The sequence below is a fragment of the Rhizobium croatiense genome (genome assembly GCF_019793465.1).
Lineage (GTDB): Bacteria > Pseudomonadota > Alphaproteobacteria > Rhizobiales > Rhizobiaceae > Rhizobium > Rhizobium croatiense.
On the sequence record NZ_JAILYJ010000028.1, the window covers coordinates 14915 to 38216 of the forward strand.

A 23302-nucleotide genomic window follows, 5' to 3' on the forward strand; every position below is an offset into this window, starting at 1 on the left:
TTTGACAATGGGTGTGATGCGGCTTTGCGTGATCTTCTAAAAAGAATCGAGTCCCGCCGCCAATCCCCCGTTCTATCGCGCACCTACCGCATCCCAACGTGACTGTCGACCCTGCTTCCATTAGTCGTGCAGGGCAACCACGCGGTCTCTCGTGCAGATCCCTGCGATTTCGAATTGACGGACACCGACCCCGTTTGACGGTCGTGGAGTGCACGCACTTAGTCACCCTAGCCGCCCGCGCACTGCAACCCCGCTGTAGCGATCCTTCTACCTCTATGCTAAAGAAAGTTTTGGAAAAACTTGCCTCGTCGCCATCGTTCGACGGCGGCCTTGGCGCCAATCTTGCGAGGAGCGGGCTGATGGTCGCAGCGGCATGCGAGCCGACATTCTGCGCTCCCGACCGTCGAAGACGAGGTCGCTCTCGGCGTGTTAGTCAGCCGGAATGCGCCGGCCGTCGTGCCCCTAAATATCGATCTCGAGCCAGGTATTGGCCTCCAGACTGAAGAAAAATTCGGCGCTCTCACATGCTCATGCAATCCCGTGGTGGACAACCAACGCACATGATGGTGCAGTTCCTAGGGAATGTGGTGATGAGTCATGAGCCGTCCTATATCACCTTGAACGCTGCCCTCCTGGCTATCCGTTTCTTCGAGGCACCCACGATTATGGCGGCATCGGCGGCGCTGAGATCGGGATGGGCCGCCTTCAGTGCGTCTGCCCACGCCCCCTTGCTCTGCCCCGGCAGCTGCGGTGTCTGCCTAGCGATTTCGTCCAGCCTCGCCTGATCCTGGGCCGACACCGTCCGGAACGCCGCCCTCCTGGCGATATCGTCCCTAAAGGTGCCCAGGATGGTGGCGGCATCGGCGGCGCTGAGATCGGGATGGGCCGCCTTCAGCGCATCGGCCCAGGCCGCATTGCTCCCCCCCTGCCGCGGTGTTGCCGCCGCGATTTCGTCCAGCCTCGCCTGGTCCTGGGCCGACACCGTCCGGAACGCCGCCCTTTTAGCAATATCCTGCTTTATGGCACCCACGATTACGGCGGCATCGGCGGCGCTGAGATCGGGATGGGCCGCCTTCAGCGCGTCCGCCCAGGCCGCCTTGCTCTGCCCCGGCAGCTGCGGTGTCTGCCTAGCGAGTTCGTCCAGCCTCGCCTGGTCCTGGGCCGACACCGTCCGGAACGCCGCCCTCCTGGCGATTTCGTCCTTTGCGGCGCCCACGATGGTGGCGGCATCGGCGGCGCTGAGATCGGGATGGGCCGCCTTCAGCGTGTCCGCCCACGCCCCCTTGCTCTGCCCCGGCAGCTGCGGTGTCACCGCCGCGATTTCGTCCAGCCTCGCCTGGTCCTGGGCCGACACCGTCCGGAACGCTGCCCTCACGGCGATATCGTCCTTTAAGGCGCCCACGATTGTGGCGGCATCGGCGGCGCTGAGATCGGGATGGGCCGCCTTCAGCGCGTCCGCCCACGCCCCCTTGCTCTGCCTCGACTGTCGCGGTGTTTGCCTGGCGATTTCGTCCAGCCTCGCCTGGTCCTGAGCCGACACCGTCCGGAACGCCGCCCTTTTAGCAATATTATGCTTTACGGAACCCACAATTATGGCGGCATCGGAGGCGCTGAGATCGGGATGGGCCGCCTTCAGCGCGTCCGCCCATGCCCCCTTGCTCTGCCCCGGCAGCCGCGGTGTCTGCCTAGCGATTTCGTCCAGCCTCGCCTGATCCTGGGCCGACACCGTCTGGAAAGCCGCCCTCCTGGCGATAACCCGCTTTACGGCGCCCACGATGGCGGCGGCATCGGCGGCGCTGAGATCGGGATGGGCCGCCTTCAGTGCGTCCGCCCACGCCCCCTTGCTCTGCCCCGGTAGCTGCGGTGTCTGCCTGGCGATTTCGTCCAGCCTCGCGTGGTCCTGGGCCGACACCGTCTGGAACGCTGTCCTTTTAGCAATATCCTGCTTTACGGCATTCACGATTATGGCGGCATCGGCGGCGCTGAGATCGGGATGGGCCGCCTTCAGCGCGTCCGCCCACGCCCCCTTGCTCTGCCCCGGCAGCCGCGGTGTCACCGCCGCGATTTCGTCCAGTCTCGCCTGGTCCTGGGCCGACACCGTCTGGAACGCGGCCCTTTTAGCAATATCCTGCTTTACGGCACCCACGATTATGGCGGCATCGGCGGCGCTGAGATCGGGATGGGCCGCCTTCAGCGCGTCCGCCCACGCCCCCTTGCTCTGCCCCGGTAGCTGCGGTGTCTGCCTGGCGATTTCGTCCAGCCTCGCCTGGTCCTGGGCCGACACCGTCCGGAACGCCGTCCTCCTTGCAATATCGTCCTTAAAAGAGCCCACGGTTATGGCGGCATCGGCGGCGCTGAGATCGGGATGGGCCGCCTTCAGCGCGTCCGCCCACGCCCCCTTGCTCTGCCCCGGCAGCTGCGGTGTCGCCGCCTTGATCTCGTCAAGCCTCGCCCGGTCCTGGGCCGACACCGTTCGATACGCCGCCCTCCTGGCGATAACCCGCTTTACGACGCCCACGATTACGGCGGCATCGGCGGCGCTGAGATAGGGATGGGCCGCCTTCAGCGCGTCCGCCCACGCCCCCTTGCTCTGCCTCGACTGCCGCGGTGTCTGCCTGGCGATTTCGTCCAGCCTCGCCTGGTCCTGGGCCGACACCGTCCGGAACGCCGCTCGAGGCCCCACGATTATGCCGGCATTCGCGGCGCTGAGATCAGGCGCCAACGCCAGCGGCCTTTGAGCATATAACGTCTGCCTGCGGCTGGGCCTGGGATCTGCGTCCTTCTCAGTAGTCCGCCTCTTGCGCCCGCCACCGGTCGGATCGCTGGGCTCCGCGGGCACCTCGGACATGGCCGAATGCTCCTCTCTTCCACCCGGCACCTCGGTGGGCCCGGCAACCGCTGAGGCTTCTAAATTCCCAAGGCCATGCAGCCCCCCGCGCTGAGGGCCAGTCTCCAGCGGCTGGCCCTCGACGAGGTGAATAGTGCGATCGGCATTATTGTATTCATCTGTTGTCCTCGTGAGGTTGAACGCGGTCTCTGCCGGGACGACCGGAACTCTCGTCAGTTCCGTCATGTCAGCCATCATTTGCGGGGTTTGTTCTTCAGGGCTTTGAAGCTCGGTCGGCGGGCTTGGCTGGCCGACGCTTAGCCTTTCCACGTAACGCAATACCGAATTCTCTTGCCAGATGTCGTCCGAATTGAAGTTGTCGGCCACTTGATCGACACGCGCCACTGAAGACTGCGCTCTTTGATCCGCTGGGTGCCGGCCCTCATCCGGCCGCGAAGAGCCCTGCCCCTTAGTCCGAGGGTCCCTGTCAACCATGCTCACCCCCCTGGGATATGGCCTTCAGGAAACAAGGGGTCAGCTGTCGGGCACCGACTGCTGACGGAAGGTCAGAATTTATCAGGGGCTCAAGCGACTTAACCAGAGTGCAAGGGGCGCGACTGCGACCATCGACCGCTCCAGCTTGCCGAGCCTCGTTCGGACGCCGCTCAATCACCGTGGGTCCCGTTTTTTGCTGTTGTGGCATGGGGCGGCTCTGCGGAATCGAGCTCAGGTGACGGGAGGCCGGCAGATCCCGAAGACATGGCCAGGCCGTTGATAACTGGTAGCGTAAACGCATCATTGCAGCAGAACCTCAAAAACCACGGAGAAGAGCCCGCGATTCAAACTAGCGCAGTCCCGGTATTGGATTGCATGCACAGGTGATATGCTCGCATCCGGTTAGTGAGCGGCTATGGCGCAGCTCCTGCGTGAACCCATAACGACAGCGGCGATCCTTCGAGAGATGCAGCGACGACCCGTTCTCCAGACCGGAGGTCCGTGCTTGATGTGGCGATCGGCACGGATTGCTATCAACGCTGACGGCCGCCGGTGCCGCGCAAGCCGGTTACGACGAAACATCGACATGATCTCTTCTATGGTGGGATTGGCCCACCGATACCAGGGTAGTGGCAACTGTCGCCAATTGCGGCGCCAGTGAGGTCGGCCTTCATCTTCGAACTCCTTGCTGGCTTCCGCTAAACAACGCGGCCTTATCACAAAAGGCTGGGAGATTTAACGATGATCCCGGCATCCGGACTTCTGCGCATTGCCGGCCGGTAATAGCGCGAAAGACTTGCAGCAATCGCAGCGCCGGCGGCACCCGTGACTAGTATCCGCACTGCCTGGCCCGTAACAATGCGCTGTGACCAGCGGAAGCCGATCTCGTGGAAAGACAAGGCATGCTGCGGGCTGATATGATGAAAGACGCCGGCAATGGTGCGGCGGACCCGGGACTTGAAACCTCCCACCGAGTGGACGGCGACTTGGACGAATTCGCGGCTCGAATGCTTTACGTTCTCATGCGTAGCAAAGCTCTTGCCAATCGCCATGAACGCCTCACCGCCCAGCAGGCAGGTTGCGGTTCGATCCCTTTCGCCGTCGCGCGCCCTGCATGTATCGAAAGGCCTTTTCGGCCCCGTCCAGGCGGTAGACCGTCCGGATCCATTCTCGGTCGCTCACCGAGATGAAAACGGTCGATCTCCACCGTGCCATCTTGCATGTGCTCGCGCGCCAACATGAGGCGCAGCGCATATCCCATTCGCTAGCTATTGGGCATCACCAAATGTGGAAATGCCTATCTTCGCCGCATGAATGATCCATGCCGCCAGGGCTGCTATCCCGCACCTGGCGCGAACCGGGACTGCAACCGGTTCGTGGATCGTGTCCAGGAGGTGGTTGTCTAATCGCTAAACTGGTCGTCAAGGTGCTTTAGGGGCGGCGGCGCGTGAAGACGATGTTGGCGGCGGCACTGCCTCAGCGTATTCAGGAACATTTTCGACGAGGCAATGCGCATCACGTGTCACCTTGCCTGTTGCGCTGCTCTTTTGGCCCCGTACTTGCGGCGCCGGGTCTCAAGGCTTCCGGGCGGTCATTTGCGAGATTCATCTCGTACGAGTGACAGGACAGGCGAATTGGCGCGTTGTAGGTCAGTGTGAACATGAACGACCAATAAGGCTCTGAGGGCAACGGGCTACTGAGCGACAGTCTAGATGAGACCCCTTGCTTGTCGCGCTGCAAGGGGGCTCATGACCAATCCTGATGAGCTTCGGCGCTTGCATATCTGAGCTGTCCCGACACGCGATGCCCTTCTACCAGCGCATTGTTGGATATCAGATGTGCATGCAAGGGGGCAGTGAAGCTCTGCTACTTTTACTGAGAAAGCCGTTCTGTCAGGTGGACGCGAGGCGAGTCTTGAATGTCGTGGAATAATAGGGTCGTCTGGTCGGAGGGCTTGTTCCTCCGCCCGCAGCATTTTCAGCAGGCCGATCGTCACGTCGAACAGCTGGTGCGCAGCAGGACGGCGGTTTTGCATGGGTACGGGTGGGGTATCAGCGAGCTGCGGCTCAATCGAGAGCTGCTTGGTCTCGGTAAGATCGCCATCGAAGCGGCTCGCGGCGTCTTGGAGGACGGGATGCCCTTCAGTATTCCTGACGAAGCCAACCAGCCAACTCCCTACGACGTTCCGCCGGATTTTCGAGATTCGCTTATTCACTTGGCGGTACCGTTTTATCAACCCGGCGCTCTTGAAACCGACGCGCAAGCGGGAATTGACGTACCTATCCGCTTCGCAGTCTCCACTGAGGATGTTGTCGACACCAACGCTGGCGAGCGAGGCAGCGCCTCCATCGACGTAGCGAGGCTGGATTTTCGACTGCTGCCGGACGCGGCAGACCGGTCTGGCTACACTTGCATCCCAATCGCCCGTATCATAGAGGTCCGGGCCGACCGACAGATCATTCTGGACGAAACGCACGTGCCGCCAACCCCCGACTGCGCCAGCTCCCGGGTCCTCTCGAACTACATCACTGAGATCACCGGCCTGCTTCACCATCGTGGTGAAGCTCTGGCCACTCGGGTCTCCCAGTCGGGAACGAGCCGGGTTGCAGAGCTCGCGGACTTCCTTCTGCTGCAGGCGATCAATCGGTACGAGCCGTACTTCTGCCACCTGTCCAAGGCCGCCGTTGTAAATCCGGAATCGCTGTATGTTGTCATGCTCCAATTGGCGGGTGAACTAGCCACGTTCGCCCGCGTCGATAAACGTGCCCCGACCCTTGGTGTTTACAAGCACGACTCTCTCGCGGAGGCGTTTTTGCCAGTGATGCAGTCGATCCGGGCTTCGCTGGGTGCAGTGATTGAGCAGACTGCGGTCCCCGTACCGCTGCAGCGGCAAAAATACGGTGTCCATGTGGCTGAGGTGGCCGACCGCTCTCTCTTTACGACCTCGAGCTTCGTGCTGGCTGCTCGGGCTGATATTGAGGTCGAGCGCCTCCGGCGCGAGTTCCCGTCTCAGATTAAGATCGGCCCGGCGGAGAAAATCACGGAACTCGTCAATGTCGCACTGCCCGGCATTATCATCAATCCCCTACCGGTCGCGCCGCGTCAGATCCCGTTCCATGTTGGATTCAGCTATTTCGAGATCGATCAAAATAGCCGCTTCTGGAAGGATATGCCCCAATCCGCCGGCTTGGCGCTGCACGTTGCTGGCGACTTCCCAAATCTCGAAATGGCTCTCTGGGCCATCCGAGCCGGACAGAACCCACATTTGAGTTAGCCCACCAATGCCCCTCACGCTACGTGTACACAGCAATAGATGTAGTTTTCCGGAATATCTCGTGCCGGGCGACGCGGCTGGTGGACTGACTACCAGCCGAGCAGGCAACAGCCTGGTTCTGCCGGATGATCAGCAGATGGTCTCGAAATCCCACTGCTCAATCGAGTGCATGGCACGGCGATACGTACTGATCGACCGAGGCCGCGACGACACATGTCAAAATGACGAGGCGGTGCCGCTTCCGTCAGAGGCGCCGGTCGCCCGGAAAACCAGCGATGTTATTCAGATCGGCGCCTATATGACCGATGTCGTCGCGGTGTCGCCTTCGATATCCATTGCGGAGAGTGCCGCCGAACCGGAGGGACAACTTGCAGCGACAAGTGAGGAGTTGAGTCTTCTTGGCCCCCTCGAAACGGCCTCGTCGCTCCTGGCGGGCAATTGCACCCGGGGTGAAGAAGCGCTGCTGGACCTGAGGGACGGCGAGTTCCTACCATTGCCGTTCTTAGGCACTCGTTTAGACGCGCTGGCGGGCATGATGAGAAGTCCGTGGGATATCTACGCAGACAGTGTGCCAGATCGGGCCCCCATCTTGACGCAACCCAAGGTGGAGCAATCATCTCGCCAAGAATCATCGAGCGGCTGTCACGGCTTTCCTTGCCGCCTGCGGCTTATCATTGGCAGATGTCCGGAATGCCGGCATCGTAAGCGTGTTGGATCGTGCAGGGAAAATGCTTCTGTATTCCGCCGCGCTGCACAGCATACTCTCCGAGCGAGAGCTGGCGAACAATTATTCAGAAATAAGAGTTCCGACGAAAAAACCCTGAGTCTCGTCCCCGATGTCGGTGAGGCGTTGCGCGCAGTTCTGTGCAATGACTCCAGCGGGTTCCTCCGCGGAGACCTGGCCGTTGAGCAAGCCTTCACCGACCGTGGGACGCATGACGTGTCATTCGCGGCTGTGCAGAAGGCTCTGTCCAGCGTCCGTGCACGCTTGTCCCTAGCAGGGATCGAGAAGGCGATGGGGCGGCCCCGTTCCCTTTTGCACCGCAACCATAAGGCGCGAAACCGGAGTGCGTACGTGCGCGTCTTCAATGACGTCGTATCGAGCATCGAAACCGATTTGCTCCGGAGCTTCGGCGCCGACTTCGCGCGCCCAGTGCGAGAGCGTAGTCGACCCACCCGCCGATCCCACGATGAGAGCGTCCGCTCCAAAGGGAAGTGGGCGGGTTGATGATGGTGATTGAGGAAACGATGCCAAAATCCCAGCCACTCGTCCTCCTTCACGCCGAGGAGCAGTTGGCTGTCCCTTCGCCGTCATCGCCAGTGGCGGAGGAACTTACCTGGGAGATGCTTGCGCTCGACCGACTTAATCCACTGGTCGCGGCCGCGGCGGCGCTGCTGGGTCTCAGCGCTCAGCTCAAGAGCAGTGCTAGCCATATCGACGTTGAAGCACTGCGCCTTAGGGTGCTGCGGGAGATCGATGCTTTTGAGCGTCGGATCACGCCGCTCGGATTGCCCTCGCGAGCGATCAAGGTCTGCAAATACGCCCTCTGCGCGACCATCGATGACATCGTTCTGAACACAGCCTGGGGCAGCAACAGCGTCTGGACGACGCGCAGCTTGGTGGGATCGCTGTTCAGCGATACCTGGGGCGGCGAGCGCTTCTTCGATCTGCTGACGCAATTGAAAAATGAACCGGCCATCAATATAGAACTGCTGGAGCTGCTCTATTACTGCATGAGGTTGGGCTTCGAAGGCCGCTACCGCGTCACTGCGGGAGGAGCCGCAGAGCTCAGTGTGCTGTGCGAAGACGTCTACCGCCTGATCCGAGCAGCCCGTGGTGACTTCGAGCGCGAACTATCCCCGCACTGGCGGAGGAACTCAAATAATCCGGAGCCACGCCGCACAATCGTTCCAATCTGGGCCGTCGTAGCGTTTGGGGCAGGATTACTCCTCTCGATCTATGCCGGACTCCTGCATGCATTAAATGCCCGCGCCGACGCTGTCTTCAACGATATCGCGACATTGCCGCCGAACGGCGTTGTCAGATCGGCGAGAATCGCATTGCCACCAAAGGTTGTTATGAGCAGCGACCGACTGCGTAACTTCCTCGAGCCCGAAATCCGCGAAGGGCTTGTCACTGTGTCCGAGGACCCACAGCAGATCGTCGTTATCATTCGCGCCTCCGGGATGTTCGATTCTGCTAGTCCGGAAGTGAAGAAAATGTTCCTGCCGCTTCTTTTACGAATTGGTCGTTCTCTGAACGGTGAGTCGGGATCGGTCCTCCTGACCGGGCACACCGACGCCATTCCGGTGCAATCACTCGCCTTCCCTTCAAACGATTCCCTTTCGCTCGCGCGTGCGAGCGCAGCTGCCGAGATTATCAAATCCATGATGAATGACCCAGGCCGCGTGCGAGAAGAGGGCAGAGGGAGCGGAGAACCGGTCGCTTCGAACCACACGCCCGAGGGCCGCGCGCGGAACCGTCGGATTCAAATCATCATCACAAAGACACAATGAAGACAAGCCATGCAGTCAATCAAGAAAGCGCTTAGGTGGCAATGGCTCCGTGTCGGCGGGGCGGCGATCGTATGTGCCTTAATCTTCACGCTCGGACCGCATATCTCGGTCGGAGGATTTGCGCCGCTTGACAGCCTTCGCAGCCAGATCGCGGCATCGATGCTGATTCCGGTCGGATACACCGTGATCTACTTGATCCAGTCCCAGCTTTACAAGGTTCAGGCCTATTTTGAAGACCTCGTCCAATCACGAGTGTCGGGAGCGCTGGACGCGGGTGGGGCCGAGCAGAAGAAGGGAGACCCAAGGCCTTCCGACCGAAGTGTGGGGCAAGCCAGCACGCTTGCTGAAAGAGAGCTGGAGGCGATTCGTCATCGTTTCCGCGAGACCCTTACCACACTCAAGGGGCGCCGCTACGCAGGAGGTATCAGCAGGCGGTGGCTCTATCAGCGGCCCTGGTATGTGATGATCGGTCCGCCCAACTCGGGGAAGACCACAGCAATAGTCAATTCCGGGCTCAGCTTTCCGATGGCGGCGAGGTCCGGTCTGAGAGCCGCCGGTGGGTTAGCGGGTACGGAAAACTGCGACTGGTGGATCACCGATGACGCGGTGTTCGTCGACACTGCTGGGCGCTACACGATACAGGAGGGTGATGCAGACCGGGACAAAGCGGTTTGGCGTGGCTTGCTTCGTATGCTCAGACGCTCCCGGCCACGGCAGCCGCTGAACGGTGTCTTAGTCACGATCGCAATCAGCGAGCTGAATTCTACATCCGAGGAAGTGCTCGCCGATCGCGCGCGCTGTATCCGTGAGCGGCTCCTCGAAGTGTACAGGGAGCTTCGCCTGCAACTGCCGATTTATGTGCTTTTCACTAAGAGCGATCTGCTGGCGGGATTTGTTGAATTCTTCGACGATCTGGGTCGCGAGGGGCGGGAGGCGGTGTGGGGGTTCACCTATGCGCAAGAGGCGTCGGAGGACGAAGGCGATCCGATGGCGTTTGCCGCAGCATACGATGCGCTTGTTGGCCGCCTAAACGAAAGGCTGCTTGAACGAATGCAGCACGAAAGCAACCTCCAGCGTCGCGCGCTCATGTTCGGCTTCCCACAGCAGGTCGCTAGCCTCAAGCACCTGACGCAACAGTTCTTGAAGGAAGCCTTTGGCGGGAATTCGTTCCAGGAACCGCTTATGCTCCGCGGCGTCTACTTCTTAAGCGGCACGCAAATTGGCATGCCCTTCGATCGACTTGCGAACGCCAGATCTCAGACCTTCGAGATCGCTCAGCCGCCCTGTACAGCGCTTCGTGGCCCGGGCCGTGGTTATTTCATCAGCCGGCTGCTGCGCGAAGTCGTTTTCGCCGAAGCTGGGCTCGTCGATGCCAATCACCGCTTCGATCGGCGCCAGCGGCGGATCCGGTATGGCGCCTACACGATGATAGCGGCGGTCATTGTTACCGCCAGCGTCTTATGGACGTTCAGCTATATTCGGAATGTTCAGCTGATCGAGAGCGTTCGCCTAATGGCTGGCAGCTATGCCAGAGGGGCCGAAAAGCTGAAGCTCGACCGGGTTGAGAGTGGCGATCTTCGACCCATCCTGCCACTGCTTCAGCGGCTGCGTGATGCCAACGGCGACAGCGCGGGCGGCCCCCTATCAAGTTCGGGTCTCGACCAGAGTAAGAAAATCAAGGTTCAGACGCTCGCGGCGTACCGCCGCGCCGTGAACACCATCCTGCTGCCGCGGCTGATGTTCCGGTTGGAAACCTTATTGGTCGAGCGGCACGACGATGATCAGTTCGTCTACCAGGCGTTAAAGGTTTACCTGATGCTGGGTCAGCAGGGTCCGCTCCAGCGCGCGGTCGTCAAGAACTGGATGGCTGCCGACTGGCGAGTGATGTTTCCGGCCGAAGCCGATGCCGGCCTGCGCAGCGCGCTCGCTGATCACCTGGATGCACTCATGGAAGGGCCGCTGCCCCATAGTGAGCTTAATGGCGAACTGATCGAGAGGAGCCGCGCGAAGCTCCAGACCGTCTCGATGGCGCGCCGCGTCCTCGACATCATCGCGACCAGTCCCGAAGCCTCGCGGGCGCCAACCTGGCGTCTGGCCGACCATGCCGGGCCGCTGGCGCAGGGCGTCCTGGCTCGCAAATCGGGACAGCCGCTCAGCGAGGGGGTTCCTGGCATCTACACGAGGGCGGGGTTTTACGGAACCTTCCTGCGATTGCTGCCGCAAGTGGCTGACGCTGTCGCTGCAGAAGGCTGGGTTCTCGACTCACAGGTAGTCGCGCCGATTGCAGCCGGTGATGTGAGCCAGAAGCTGCGGCGTTCGGCGGCGGATCTCTACGCTCAGGAGTTCGCGTTGCGCTGGGACCAGCTCATTGGCGATATGTCCATCCGCCCCTCTGGGGGTATCGATGACGCGCTGCGCACCTTGAACACGCTGTCCGCGCCGACGTCACCAATGCGCCTGTTCCTTTTCGCGGCGGCGCAGGAGCTAAAGCTCAAGCAACCACCGGCTCCCGAGGACGGCTTGACGAAAGGTGACAGTGTCCCCCAGGGCGAGGTGTTGCCAAGCGAGCTCGAGGCACTGTTCCGGTCCCAACCGGCCGCGGACACGCCTGAAGCTCACGTCCAGCTCTATATGGGCGATCATTTCCGGTGGCTGCACCAGCTGGTCGAAGTGCCGTCGAACAGCCAAGCGGGCGCGCAGGCGCCGATTGACAGTGCTCTCCGGGATCTTGGCGAACTGTATCGCTCCCTCAGCCAGGCGCAGGGGCTGGCGGGTTCGAACATCTTGGAACACAACGGGCAGGCGGGCGTCGCCATCCAACAGATCGAGGCGGGGGCGGCCGATCTGCCCGAACCCATCCGGCAATGGATCCTCGGCCTCAGCCGCCACAGCTCGGACTTAACCGTCAGCGGCATGAGGCGCGGGTTGGCGAGCGGTTGGGCGGGCGGCCCCGGCGATTTGTGCCGACGGGCTACCGAAGGACGGTATCCCTTCGCGAGCGGATCCCGCCGGGATATCCCTTTGAGCGATTTCGCCCGGCTGTTCGGCCGCAAGGCGGAGATCGACACTTTCTTCGCCGAGAACCTTTCCCCATTCGTCGACAAATCCAAAGGCTCGTGGCAGTTTCGGCCAACGAGCGGTGTCGATTTCCCTATCGGCCGCAATACCTTGGCCCAGTTCCAACGGGCAGCCACGATCCGCGACACCATGTTCGATGATGCCGGCAAGGTGTCAGTTGGATTCCTGCTCACCGTCGCCGAGACCGATCCGTTGACAGACCAGGTGGTGGTAGACATCGACGGCCAGCGCCTCGAACATCGACGAGGAACAGCCGCCGCGGCCATGCATTTCCATTGGCCTACGGCCGGCGGCGTCGGCGGCGCTTCCGTCGCTTTCATCGGTTTTCAAGGCGCCACCCTCTCCAAGAGCGGCCATTGGGCGCTGTTTCGCCTCTTAAATGAGGCGGATAAGCAGCCATTGGGAGGAGGGGACCTTATTCAGGTACGACTGGTGTCCGGTCGCCATTGGGCGGTTTTTAACCTCCAGCCTGACAGCGTGATGAGCCCGTTGTCCCGCAATCTGTTGTCAGAATTCCGATGTCCAGATTTCTTATGAACGCCGGGATAGCATCCGACTGGCGCTGGGAAAGCCCTATGGGGTCACGAGACGCCCACGCAGGTCTGCGGCGGGAGAGGTCGGCATGTCGGTTGCCGGCCGGATCGGAGGCGGTCACGGCTGCGACTGGCGGCGATCGTCGCTTGATCTCGGCGCGCCGCTTTCCCGCTCGACTAGACCGCTGGAGAGCGCGGTCACCTCCATCAGGCAGATCTTCGGGAAGTTGGGTGATCAGATCCTGTCCCACCCTATCAACCGACGTACACTGATCTAGAACAGGAAACTGGAGAGATATAATGGCCGGAATGAAGCACAATAGGACAAGAGCGAAGAAATTTCTGCAGTTGATCGACCAGACGAAGAACAGAGCGGATTTGGAGTTCTGCTTTGCGGTTGGCACGGTTGGCGATCTGCGGAAGCCTGCTGTCCTGGTGAGTAAGAAAAAGCTCAATGGATTGGCACAAACTTTGAAAAACATGCCTTTTGAAGATGATGAGGATAGTAGTAAGGAGAACTTTTCGCTTCTGCGGAGAGGCACGGGCAGGATGAACGAAAACGGCGTTATCCTCGTCAAGTTGGCTGATGGTGGAAAGGCCGGGTTCCCGCAGGTCCAAAAGGTGATGAAGAAGTATTTCGTGAACTTCCGCATGAGGTTGCCTGACATGCAGGAAGCAGGAATCTTAACTGAAGAAGACATTCAGCAGTTTGAGATGAACGCCGAGGAGAACTCCCAATTTCTTCCACCCGACGACTCTGAAGAATTCAATCGGCCGATGACGGCGCTCGATAGCGCGGAAGGGAACTCTGCAGGGAGTGTTGAGGAAACTGAAGAGAGAAGCAAGCGTGAAGGCGGGGCTGAGCTCCTGGAGCAGCTTCTCCCGGAAGTGAAGGAGGGGATTGCCGCCGCGGCCGCGACCATTTCCAATCACGCAGTAAGTCTCAGCGCGCAAATTGGCGCGGGACAGACCGCAGAGTTGTCCCATCTGACCACGAAGATCGCGGATTGGCTGCAACGTGTGCTGGCTGCGACGCCTCCGGAAGAGCAGGAGGCAACGTTGCACAACTTCGCCGGCCGACTTCTGTTGATGCTGGCCTATCCTGAGAATCTGCGAAATCTTCAATATGTGGATGACATGCCCGATGGGGCGGGGCAGGGCGAGACAAACGGCGACCGCCGCGAAGAGGTCGTGGTGAATGGGATCGATCTGAACAGAGTTCCAACGGGCGCTCTCGATCAAGACGAGGTAGTAGAGTCCTTGTTCCGTCTGATCAAGGCAAAGGCTCAGGAGCGACAGCTTTCTTATCCGCTAGAGAACGCGAATTCTGAGAGGATTGCGAAGATAGTGTCGTCGCAATGGCCGAAGGAACTAGGCGATGCAGCCCGTAGGCGCGCGGTTGTGGAGCGTCTGATCGCAGCGGTGGTCCCGCGGCCCGGTAACGATGATCAACTTCTGGTCCTTCTTGGCATCGCAGACCAGCCCGAACGGACCAAATCCATCGAGAACTCGGTCGAAAGTATCATAGCTATATGGCAGGCTTATCTCGACACTGCCTTGACGCTGCGGGATGAGGTAAAGAGCAAGATCAACCAGATGGTCGATGTGGAAGCCCGCGGCGGAACGTGGAGGTATGTCGACGACATCTTCCTGCAGTTCGGAGGAGAGCTTTCAGATCAGCTCTCCGCCATCACCGAACGCAACGGTGAGGCACTGTCGAGCGCGACCGAGCGTGTCCGAACCACAGTCCAGAAGAAGCTCGATTATCTCAACGGCAGCGACATTGTAGCCATGCTTGACAATCCTCCAATCGACATCGGTCCGGGCACTATAGGGCAGACGCTGCGGGAAGGGCTCGCGGCCATCACCGATGGACTGAAGCGCATCGAAACCTCGCGCGCCGCGCCCGCCGCGTAATAATCGCCTGTCTCGATGCCGGCCGACCCACCGGAAGGCCGGGCGAGCAGGCCATCAACGGCCTCATCAGCGACGGAAGGAGTTCCGCCGCTCAGGTGGGTCAGCGAAGCGGTGAAGGAGCGGCGCACCAACAGAGGCTCTTCGGCTCTTCTTCATCGGCTGCCGCTTCAACGACCAGATGCTGCGCACCTACGCCCGACAGATCATGACGCGATCCAACGCACCACGTTTTGCGGTGCTGGATGCGGCAGCGCCGACCAACAACCAACGCCGTTTCCTTGCAGCAAGCCCGATCACGCTTATCGACGTGCCGACTGGCGAAGCTGCGGCTAGGCTTATCGGCTGAAAACCAGAGTAGAGAAGGAGTGTTGCGGGTACGACGATACACGAGGATTTCGGAGGTCGGTCGTCGGCACCGACGTCGGAGGCGGATTTGCCGTAAACGTTGATCATCACGGCCGCTGTTTGAAAGTGCCGCTCGCCTTGCTATGAATCCACCCATCCCTTTTTTGCACGCATTCCATCCAAACAAACAATTTTACTGGTCAAAACAATTGCCCTTAGAAAAAACGCTGAAGAGCGCTGTGCAGAACGATTGTGTGGAGTTCTAAAAATGGGTCCTCAGGTTCGGTAGAGACTGTGCTGGAAAACGAGTTGGAGCACTCTGTCAGTTGCCTGGCCTCGATTGTTATCACGTTGGACGTGATCGGCCAAATCTTGGCCGTTGCTTCTGCCGTTTCAGTGCTAATGGGCTCTCACAAGAAGCACTGTTGCCTGGTCGACTAAATCTGTGAGTGCATCCCTCACAATGACTAGAAGCCAGAGCAGGCGCGCTCGCAGCCGCAAGGACATGATCTGCGCCTTTTGCAGGAACACCAAACCTCGTGATTTTCTTGCGGCTGTCGGGCCGAAATATGAAGGACTGAGTAATGTGGATAGATTACGTGGCAGTTCTGCTGCAAATGCTTCGGTCAGGGTTTCCGTGCGGCGTCGCAACTATAGCATCAAGAAGGTTGCGCAGCATCGATTGTCGGCAATGTCGCCGAGCCGGTCGCTATTAGTATCGGCTTCGCCTGTGAGCTCTATCTGACACGTCAAACACAAGCTTTGAACTTACGAAAGCCGGCGGTCGGGCCAGAGCGACCTACCTTTCGAAACGGACTGGAGAGCAACATGCTGTGTCTAGGGCTGAGTGGGCGTCTAAGCAGAGTCTACGAAAATTCGTTCGATCTACCGAACAGCTTTATGCACAATGGGGCTGCGGTTCGCGTTCGCGACGGCCGAGTGATAGCGGCAGTCGAAGAGGAACGGCCTAACCGAATCAAGCACTCCAACACGCTACCAATTCGTTCGATTCAATATTGCCTCGCATCTGCAGGTGTTCAGCTTAGCGACATCGACCGCATCGCGTATTATGCAACCGAGGCCTATTGCAACGCTGTGCTCGAGCGCGTGCGCCTCTCTCACCCAAGCACCCCAGTATCGGATGCGAGGCTGTTGCAACGGGCTCGGGGAGGTCGACACGGGCTCTATATTCCTGTGGGACACCCCGATGTTCCATGTGATCGCCATCGTCACACAGATCTGGCCGCCCATTGGACGCGTGATGGCACAATGCCATGGAGGTTGTCACCCGCGCTCCACCGCCGAGATGAACTCGAAAACGTTGGACCCGGAATTGATTGTTGAGGAATGAACTTCATGAAACGCAATGTAGAAAAAGAGGTGACGGATCAACTCGCTTATAGGCGAAAGATGTTGCAAGATTGGAGAGGAGAGCGCCTCACTGGACACCAGATAAACCTAGCATCAATAGACCTCAACCTCCTGGTGGCGCTCGAGGCTCTGCTCGAATACCGGAACGTGACGCACGCGGGCCAGCACATCGGGCGGAGTCAACCGGCGATGAGCCGGGCACTGGGAAGGCTGCGCGGCTTGTTCAATGATGATCTCCTGGTGCGGTCTTCAACGGGTTTGATCCCAACGCCGCAAGGCGAACATTTGGCTCAAAGGCTGCCGTCGGCACTGCGTACGATCCGAGAGATGGTGACAAGCCGCAGCGTAATCTCAAAAGAATGGGGGAGGGGGGCAACGCTGGCGATCCCCGATCATCAAGCTTTGGCTGTACTACCGCGCCTCCTGCCGTGGTTACGCGAGCGTGCCCCTCATCTCGACACACTCGCCTGTTTGCCGTTTGATCGTGCCGTGCGGGGGCTTGAGCAAGGTGATATTGATTTGGCCGTTGGGCATATCGACGTGCAACTGCCTGGCTATTTTCGGCGCAGTCTTTATACAGACCGCTTCGCGTGTTTGTTGCGCCACGGCCATCCAGCGCTGGCGCAGGAATGGACGATCGACAACTTCGCGACCTTGCGTCACGCTGCCATCAGTACGGACTCCCCCGACCACTTCGGCCCGATCTACGACCACTTGCCCAACCTGCGAGCGGATCGTAGTCCCATACTTTTTTCCAGCGTTCTCACGGCAGCGGTGGTAGCTTCGGCAACGGATTTGGTATTGCTCGTCCCGCGCCGCGTTGCGACCCAAGTTTCCGCGATGCTGCCGCTTAGGGTTGTTGATCCACCCCTCGAGCCGGCACCGTACAAGGTCATGCTCATCTGGCACGAGCGGTGCCATCACGACCCGCAGCATAAATGGCTGCGCAAGGAGGTCGCCGCCGCGTTGGAGACGGGAGCGGACTGACACAAGAAGCGGGTGATCGGGATGCTCCTGAAGCATCAAAGAGAGCAACCGGGCATTTTGCGCGGGGAGGTGACCAAGGCCTCAGCGCTGCTGCGACCGAGAGTGCCCGGCATGTTGGACGAATATCGAGACTTGGCTGCCTATGTGCTCGCGGGGCCTGCTTGTGTCCGGGCTTCTGCTGAGCTGCGGCACGGCCCGGCAGTGGCGCGGATATCTTCGCGTCGACTCTCGGATCGACCATGTTGGTGGTGATCGTCAAGTGATCAACATTCATGTCAGCAAGCTCGCCGACACGGTCCGGCAGTGCCAGACCGTTGGTTGAAAGACACAGCTTGATATCGGGGATCTCTGTGGCTCCGCGTTCAAATGTCGCCTTTGTCTTCTTTCGGTCATAACAGGCATCGCTTGGTCCGGTGATAAAGAGCACGGAAAGCTGAGGGACTTCATTGGCGACCGCAACGACCTTTCGCAGGGCCTGGTCAGGCGTCAGCTTTTCCGAGACGACCCCAGGCCGGCTTTCGTTGGCGCAGTATTTACGATCGCAGTAGTTGCACTGGATATTGCAGGCTGGTGCGGCTACGACGTGCATGCGCGCGAAATAGTAAACTTCTTCTGAATAGCAGGAAAGGTCCTTGATTTTCTCCCACACAGCCGGCTCGGCGTGGTGCGGCTTTGCGGACGAACCGCACAATGACGCGGCGCAAGCAGTGGACTTCGCTGTGGCCAGCAGTTGGTTCATGGTTGTCGTGCTGGTCAGGCTCTTGAGCGAAATCATTGGTGGGGACATTGAAGGCTCCGTTGCTGCTTAACATCGCGGTTCAAAAAGCAAGGGCCATGCCAATGCAAATAGTTAGGTTTTTCAGCGGGTTAGCGTTTTTTGTCCGGTTCCCTCCATTTGCTACCCGACATAGGGTTGTCAGGCATTTGACAATAGACAGACACCGGTAAAATGGCGGCTCGCCTCGAGTGCATGAGTTGAGGAGGGCAGGTCGGGCCGTTCGACCACACCAGGCTTAGAACTTTCTTTCACCCCGATTTGATGCCCGCGGATGGCATAACCAACCTAAGGTGGGGTGAGGCCGGAGGCGAGCCGCCTGGCCTGAACCCACCCAGATTTCTCCATCGCGTCGATCAGCCGTTCCCGCTCGGTCAGACGCGCACCGATTGCGAGCCAGGCAGGATCGTTCGGATCACAGGCTTTGGAGGAGGCTTCGCCGAGGCAGGCGCCGGCGCGCCCGGCGGCCGCAAACGGGGATCCAGTCGACATTGGGCTCTTTCTGGCGAACTCGTCAATCGCATTGTTGCCGAATGGACCGTTAGCTCCCTTCCACACAAGCGCAGAGGGGCACTGGCTGTTCTTGCAGGCAAAATCCAACGGAGCAATGGTCCTTGATTGCGCGAGAGTTGCTGTCCTACGCACGCGGTTTCAAGTTCACAGACGTTCCCTGGGAAGCGGCATTGCGAGGCCAGGTCAAGCGCCGACGGCGCGAATGTCCGTTCGCAGATGCACCGAACGCCACTTTCAACTCAAGACTAGACTTGCGACGAGCCATGGACCAAGAGAAAATGGTCGAATTGCATGATCGCGAAACGATCCGCGACTGTCTCTATCGGTATTGCCGCGGGATAGACAGGCGGACGAGGCGGCGCTGCGCAGCTCCTTCTGGGTCGATGCGCAGGACAATCATGGAGCGGATACGGGCTCCGCCGAGGCTTCATTGAGTTCGCGCTTGGTGTCTTCAAGACCGAACCGCCCAACATCCACCAGATCACGAAAGTTCTGATTGAGTTTATCAGCCCGACTGAAGCAACTGTCGAGAGCTACTTCACAGTGCAGCATGAGGCGGGCCGTCGCAGACAGTCGCAGCAAGATTGCAGTCTCTAATCTTCGCCTGCGTCCTCGTAATAGAGGGGCGTATCAACTCGGCCGGCGGCGCAAAAAGTCATCACGATGACGGCAAGCTTTTATTCGCGGTTCAAATTGAGGTGTTCGAAGTACCAAGAGGGGTCATCATCGGATGAATCTGTCTCGACACTGGCTTCACTCGAATGCCCCTCGACACCTGCTTCATCGTCGCTAAGATAGTCCACGGTTTTCGAGAGATAACTCCAAGGTTTGCCTGCGCGCTGCCATCCACCCTTGCTATTCTTTGTCCACTTGTCCGGATGTTGCGTAGGGTCGAGCACCCAGCGATTTTGACCCACGTCAACGAAACCCATCTGCTCTAGACGGGCTCCCATCTCTGGCGAAGCGGGACGTGACATGATTAACGGCTGTTCGCCGTCGAGTTGAAGTTGATGTTCGAGCAGAATATCGCCTGCGTTCTCGACAAGCGGATGAGTAACGCGAAGGTCTACAATCGAAGTGATTCTTTTCCGACCGGGAAAAAGTTCCCGCCACGGCTCGTTCTCGATGCTAAATCCATCCTCTGTTCTTAAAAGCCCAACGCTTCGTTCTCCCAGATCATAGCTGAAATATCGCGCGCTGGGCGTATCATTGTCGGTGCCGCCGTAGAGTCGAGCGATGGTAGCCGTACGCAGGGCTTTAGAGGACACGAAGGGCGAGTACTCTTGTGGATTGACGGAAATGTGCTTGATATCATCACCGTAAAATTCCCTCACTTTTCTGGCAAATGTCGATCTGTCGAGCACCTTAATTGGAGGTTCGGAAGAGAGCGAGTATGGCCGCGTTGGCGACGAAGGCGAACGAGCATGGGGATCTGACGTTGATCGGGACGGCATGCCCGTAAGTGTTTGTGCCCCGGTCATATTCTCGATCCACCCCGCCATGGCCCGGGTGCGATCATCTTCCTCGGAAATGTTGTAGCGCAGCGATCGTTCTGTGTTATCCATGGCGGTCTCTCCTGAGAGTGAAAGGTGTGATGAAGCGCATCCTTTTCAGTCGCTTCACATGTGGGAACGGTGCGCTCACATGTCCGGCCTATAAAGCGGATACGTGACTGCTAAGCTTCGATGAAGCGGGGGGTACGCGTTGCATGCGCGGCTCCTGGTCTCGCCTAGAGGGGACTAAACTTCCGCGAACTGGGCGGAAAGACGACCTGCGGGGCCCATATAGCCCGATGCGATCACTGGTTCTGCCAGCGTCGTCCGGACCCGCTCGGGAAGCTGCTCACAGCCGGTTGTCGTCCGCGAGCTTCTGGAGCTCTGGCGGAACAGTGCCGGCGGCTTGGCCAGCCGCAGTGATTGTAGTTGCATTAACATCGCCAGCGTCCATCCACGTTATAGTTCGTCTTACCGCCTCCAGCCGCTCCTCGTCTCCTCCTGATCCCTTTCCTCAGCCCAAGCCTCGAGGATTCGTGAAAGCGTGGTCCCTTCGCCAAACCATCGTGGAAGTCCGTCGGAGGTGTCTGCGCCGCGGCAGGGCTAAGATTAGCTTGAATGTTAGAGGTGTCCTCGGAGGATTTACCGCCCCGCGGGCCTGTTCTGTGTTCACCGTTGTTGGTCTCCAATTGCAGATTACGCATATGCTAGTGCAACCGGACTGGCCGCCATCATGCAAAACCGATATTCCAAAATGCTTTGGAAAAGCGGATCCACGGAGTCCCCTTAGGTGGTGAAGGTTCTGAGGAGTAGGTGGGCATCAGTGGTTTTTCGGCAGGGTCTGGTTGTTCAAGCACAGCCCGATAGAAGGCCACTGATGACCAATGAGATGATGGACCTCCGCTCGGGAATACGTCATGCCAAGCTGATAGCTGCTTGGCGGCGCAAGTCCCATCCGGCCAAAGTCACAGCGGCGAAGCCGGGGCGAGTCTTGCGGGCGTCGCGGTAACGGGGGGGGCTGAAGTGTAGACAGATACGGGTGCGGGAATGAGCCTCAAAAGTTGAATGATCACGGAAGGCCGAGTGGGTTCTGTAGAGCGACAATCTGGCTGAGTCTCACCTTGTTTGTCGCCGCGCACTGAGGCGGCGAAATCAGAAAGGCCGGCGGAAAGATTGGTTGGAATCGGAATGCTGACGGCACCCTTCACGCTGCATGTTCCACACATCACCCGAAACTGCTTAAATGAAGGCCAATTTTAGCGGGCTCCGCATGGCAAGCGGCAAGCTGGCGAGCCTCTCAAGCCATGTGCCGGCCTGATGGTCGAGTGCAGACGATTGTCGGCAAGCCGTCGCATATAGCGTTCGGCCATGCCTTGAGGGCATGATTGGATCTGGCTTTAGCATGCCGGGCGGCGGTCGGCAGGCATTAGGATCGAGGTTCCAAATTTGAATTTCCGGAGGACCCGCATCGATGTACCCAAGACGGAACCAGCCGCGCGATGACGATTCTCGCGAAGTAAGTGGGTGGATCGAAGACGTGACCGGAGCTTTCGATACGGACGCCTGGATCCAGGACTACTATTCACAGAGACGAGACATGGAACAGGATCCGAGCGACTTGCGCCTCGGTTCGCACGACAGTGACGCCGGCGACCGTGTGCCGCGTCGCAGATCCGTGGGCGGTTCGATGCGAGTGACGCCGCAGTCGCTGGCGCCGGAGAACTCGTTGAGCGGCGCCCGCCACAGCATAGACGTCTCTCGGGCGGGCTCCAGCAGCTTGCGATTCGGCGGCTCGGGGAGCAAGACATCGAGCAATATGGCGGACGCGGGAGAAGTCGCCGCGGCGCCGCAGGGCAGAAGCCGCGGATTTAAGTCGCGCATGGTGTCAGGGTTCAAGAAGGCGTTCGGATTGAGCAGCGGCAAGACGTCGTCGCGGGGTTCGGGGCAGCAAGACGTCGATGCCGCAACCGAGACTCACGTGGTCTCAACCAAGGTTCGCGTCGATTACGCCAAGCGTGGTCGCCCCGCCGACCGGGACATGCATCCCGATGACGAGTCCCGCATCAACCAGTTCGCGGAAGCAGTCCGAAACTACGAAATTCTACCCGACGGTAGCATCGGCCGAGGGGACGGAAGGGTTCCCGAGCGTACCGTCGAGAACAATTTGGGGATTCTTAAGAGGTTCGCTCGTTGGCTCAGAGCAGAGAACAGAGATTCGATGGCTTCTCGGTTTTTAAACGATCCAGATTCACTAGCCGTTGATATCGCGGCTTATTGGGCAAGCGGTGGGGATGGTCAGGGCCGTCTTCAGTCAGCACTGTCTCATTTCAGGAGGCTCGCGCCTGAGGGGCAAGAACTCCAAGCCGTTGGACCTGGGCCGCGCCTGATGGGACGCCAGATACATGATCCTTATCCCGACGACGCCCGCGTCATTGATAGCTTGGCCAAGGAAGAGGTCCCGAATTCTCGGAAAAATGCCAGTGGGCAACGAAAGTTTAGCGCTTGGCTCAAAAGGGAGGGCAGGGAGAGCATAGTCAGCCGACTCACCGGTACTGATGAGCAGCGACGGTCGTTGCAGGAGGATTTTAGGGCCTTTACCAAGGATGAAGGAAAAAAAGTGGTCGTGGGTTTCGATCGGCTGCGGCAGTATCTAGGCGCCGAGTCGCAGTTGAAACAGCATGATCCTTATCCCGACGACGCCCTCATGATTGATAGCTTCGCCAACGAAGAGCTGAGCAAGCTCGGATCGGGCTCGACTTCCAAGAGGAATGTTGTCTGGACTATAGCCAGCAATCAACGAAAGTTTAGTAATTGGCTGCAAACCAGGGGTAGGGAGAGCATAGCGAGCCGGCTCAACGGCAGCGAGATGCAGCAAAGGTCCTTGAAAAAAGATTACCAAGACTTCACCGAAGCCATGGGAAAAAACCTCACCATGTCTTTCAAGCGGCTTCGGCAGTACCAGCAAGTCGTTGAGGCGAACGCAGCGTCGGGGTTGTCCCCTGAGCAGGCAAGTGGCCGGGAACCGGCCGGTCTGGACGGCCGTTCGGATTCACGTGCCGAGTTCAGATCAACTTCGCCGCTGCAGCAGGTTGATCCATCGATCGAAGGCCGCAGCGGATTGTCGCTCGACCATACCGAATGGTTGGGCGACCAGCATATCCAGACGGATTATGAGCT

At 59.4% G+C, this 23302-nt stretch carries 10 protein-coding genes and 6 pseudogenes; 11 read left to right on the plus strand and 5 right to left on the minus strand.

Annotation, left to right across the window (positions count from 1 at the left end; genetic code table 11):
- Positions 1-607: 607 nt before the first annotated feature.
- Together K6M89_RS29200 and K6M89_RS29205 are read right to left on the minus strand one after the other, a co-directional pair.
- Positions 608-3073 (minus strand): hypothetical protein, encoded by a 2466-nt coding sequence (locus K6M89_RS29200; RefSeq protein WP_225881312.1) that lies wholly within the window; start codon positions 3071-3073, stop codon positions 608-610.
- Between the two features lie 965 nt (positions 3074-4038).
- A pseudogene (locus K6M89_RS29205) lies at positions 4039-4586 on the minus strand (transposase); the annotation flags it as partial.
- A 654-nt stretch (positions 4587-5240) separates the two neighbouring features.
- On the opposite strand from K6M89_RS29205, the gene tssK reads away from it, so the two are divergent.
- The 9 genes and pseudogenes from tssK (at position 5241) to K6M89_RS29250 (ending at position 17344) form a co-directional block, all read left to right on the plus strand.
- On the plus strand, positions 5241-6596 hold the full coding sequence (gene tssK, locus K6M89_RS29210) for a type VI secretion system baseplate subunit TssK (RefSeq protein ID WP_004678823.1): 1356 nt from the start codon (positions 5241-5243) through the stop codon (positions 6594-6596).
- 61 nt (positions 6597-6657) lie between these two features.
- Positions 6658-7824, plus strand: coding sequence for a type VI secretion system-associated FHA domain protein (locus tag K6M89_RS29215; RefSeq protein WP_018247169.1), 1167 nt, complete (start codon positions 6658-6660; stop codon positions 7822-7824).
- Positions 7824-9113: a type IVB secretion system protein IcmH/DotU gene (gene icmH, locus K6M89_RS29220; RefSeq protein ID WP_004678820.1), complete on the plus strand. Its 1290-nt coding sequence runs from the start codon at positions 7824-7826 to the stop codon at positions 9111-9113. Before K6M89_RS29215 ends, icmH begins: the two co-directional genes overlap by 1 nt.
- A gap of 9 nt (positions 9114-9122) precedes the next feature.
- Positions 9123-12728 (plus strand): type VI secretion system membrane subunit TssM, encoded by a 3606-nt coding sequence (gene tssM, locus K6M89_RS29225; RefSeq protein WP_004678817.1) that lies wholly within the window; start codon positions 9123-9125, stop codon positions 12726-12728.
- A 296-nt stretch (positions 12729-13024) separates the two neighbouring features.
- Positions 13025-14641, plus strand: a complete 1617-nt coding sequence (locus K6M89_RS29230; protein ID WP_004678814.1) for a hypothetical protein — start codon at positions 13025-13027, stop codon at positions 14639-14641.
- A 99-nt stretch (positions 14642-14740) separates the two neighbouring features.
- Positions 14741-14987: pseudogene (locus K6M89_RS31350) on the plus strand (SIR2 family protein); the annotation flags it as partial.
- Positions 14988-15814: 827 nt separating this feature from the next.
- Positions 15815-16141 (plus strand): annotated as a pseudogene (locus K6M89_RS29240) (carbamoyltransferase N-terminal domain-containing protein); the annotation flags it as partial.
- 52 nt (positions 16142-16193) lie between these two features.
- The gene (locus K6M89_RS29245; protein WP_004678808.1) at positions 16194-16337 is read left to right on the plus strand and encodes a hypothetical protein; all 144 of its coding nucleotides are present in this window, start codon (positions 16194-16196) and stop codon (positions 16335-16337) included.
- Positions 16334-17344, plus strand: a complete 1011-nt coding sequence (locus tag K6M89_RS29250) for a LysR family transcriptional regulator (RefSeq protein ID WP_018247171.1) — start codon at positions 16334-16336, stop codon at positions 17342-17344. The genes K6M89_RS29245 and K6M89_RS29250 overlap by 4 nt, the downstream gene beginning before the upstream one ends.
- 211 nt (positions 17345-17555) lie before the next feature.
- On the opposite strand, the pseudogene K6M89_RS31710 reads toward K6M89_RS29250, so the two are convergent.
- Both K6M89_RS31710 and K6M89_RS29260 read right to left on the minus strand, forming a co-directional pair.
- Positions 17556-18131, minus strand: a pseudogene (locus tag K6M89_RS31710) (radical SAM protein); the annotation flags it as partial.
- A gap of 276 nt (positions 18132-18407) precedes the next feature.
- Positions 18408-18611, minus strand: coding sequence for a nif-specific regulatory protein,nifA (locus tag K6M89_RS29260; protein ID WP_010032001.1), 204 nt, complete (start codon positions 18609-18611; stop codon positions 18408-18410).
- Positions 18612-18895: 284 nt separating this feature from the next.
- Here K6M89_RS29260 and K6M89_RS31360 point away from each other — a divergent pair.
- Positions 18896-19175: pseudogene (locus tag K6M89_RS31360) on the plus strand (nuclear transport factor 2 family protein); the annotation flags it as partial.
- Between the two features lie 134 nt (positions 19176-19309).
- Here the strand turns inward: K6M89_RS31360 and K6M89_RS29265 are convergent.
- Positions 19310-20197 carry a hypothetical protein gene (locus K6M89_RS29265; RefSeq protein WP_004678802.1) on the minus strand — a complete coding sequence of 296 codons (888 nt, stop codon included), beginning with the start codon at positions 20195-20197 and terminating at the stop codon, positions 19310-19312.
- A 1399-nt stretch (positions 20198-21596) separates the two neighbouring features.
- On the opposite strand from K6M89_RS29265, the pseudogene K6M89_RS29270 reads away from it, so the two are divergent.
- Positions 21597-23302: pseudogene (locus K6M89_RS29270) on the plus strand (hypothetical protein); the annotation flags it as partial.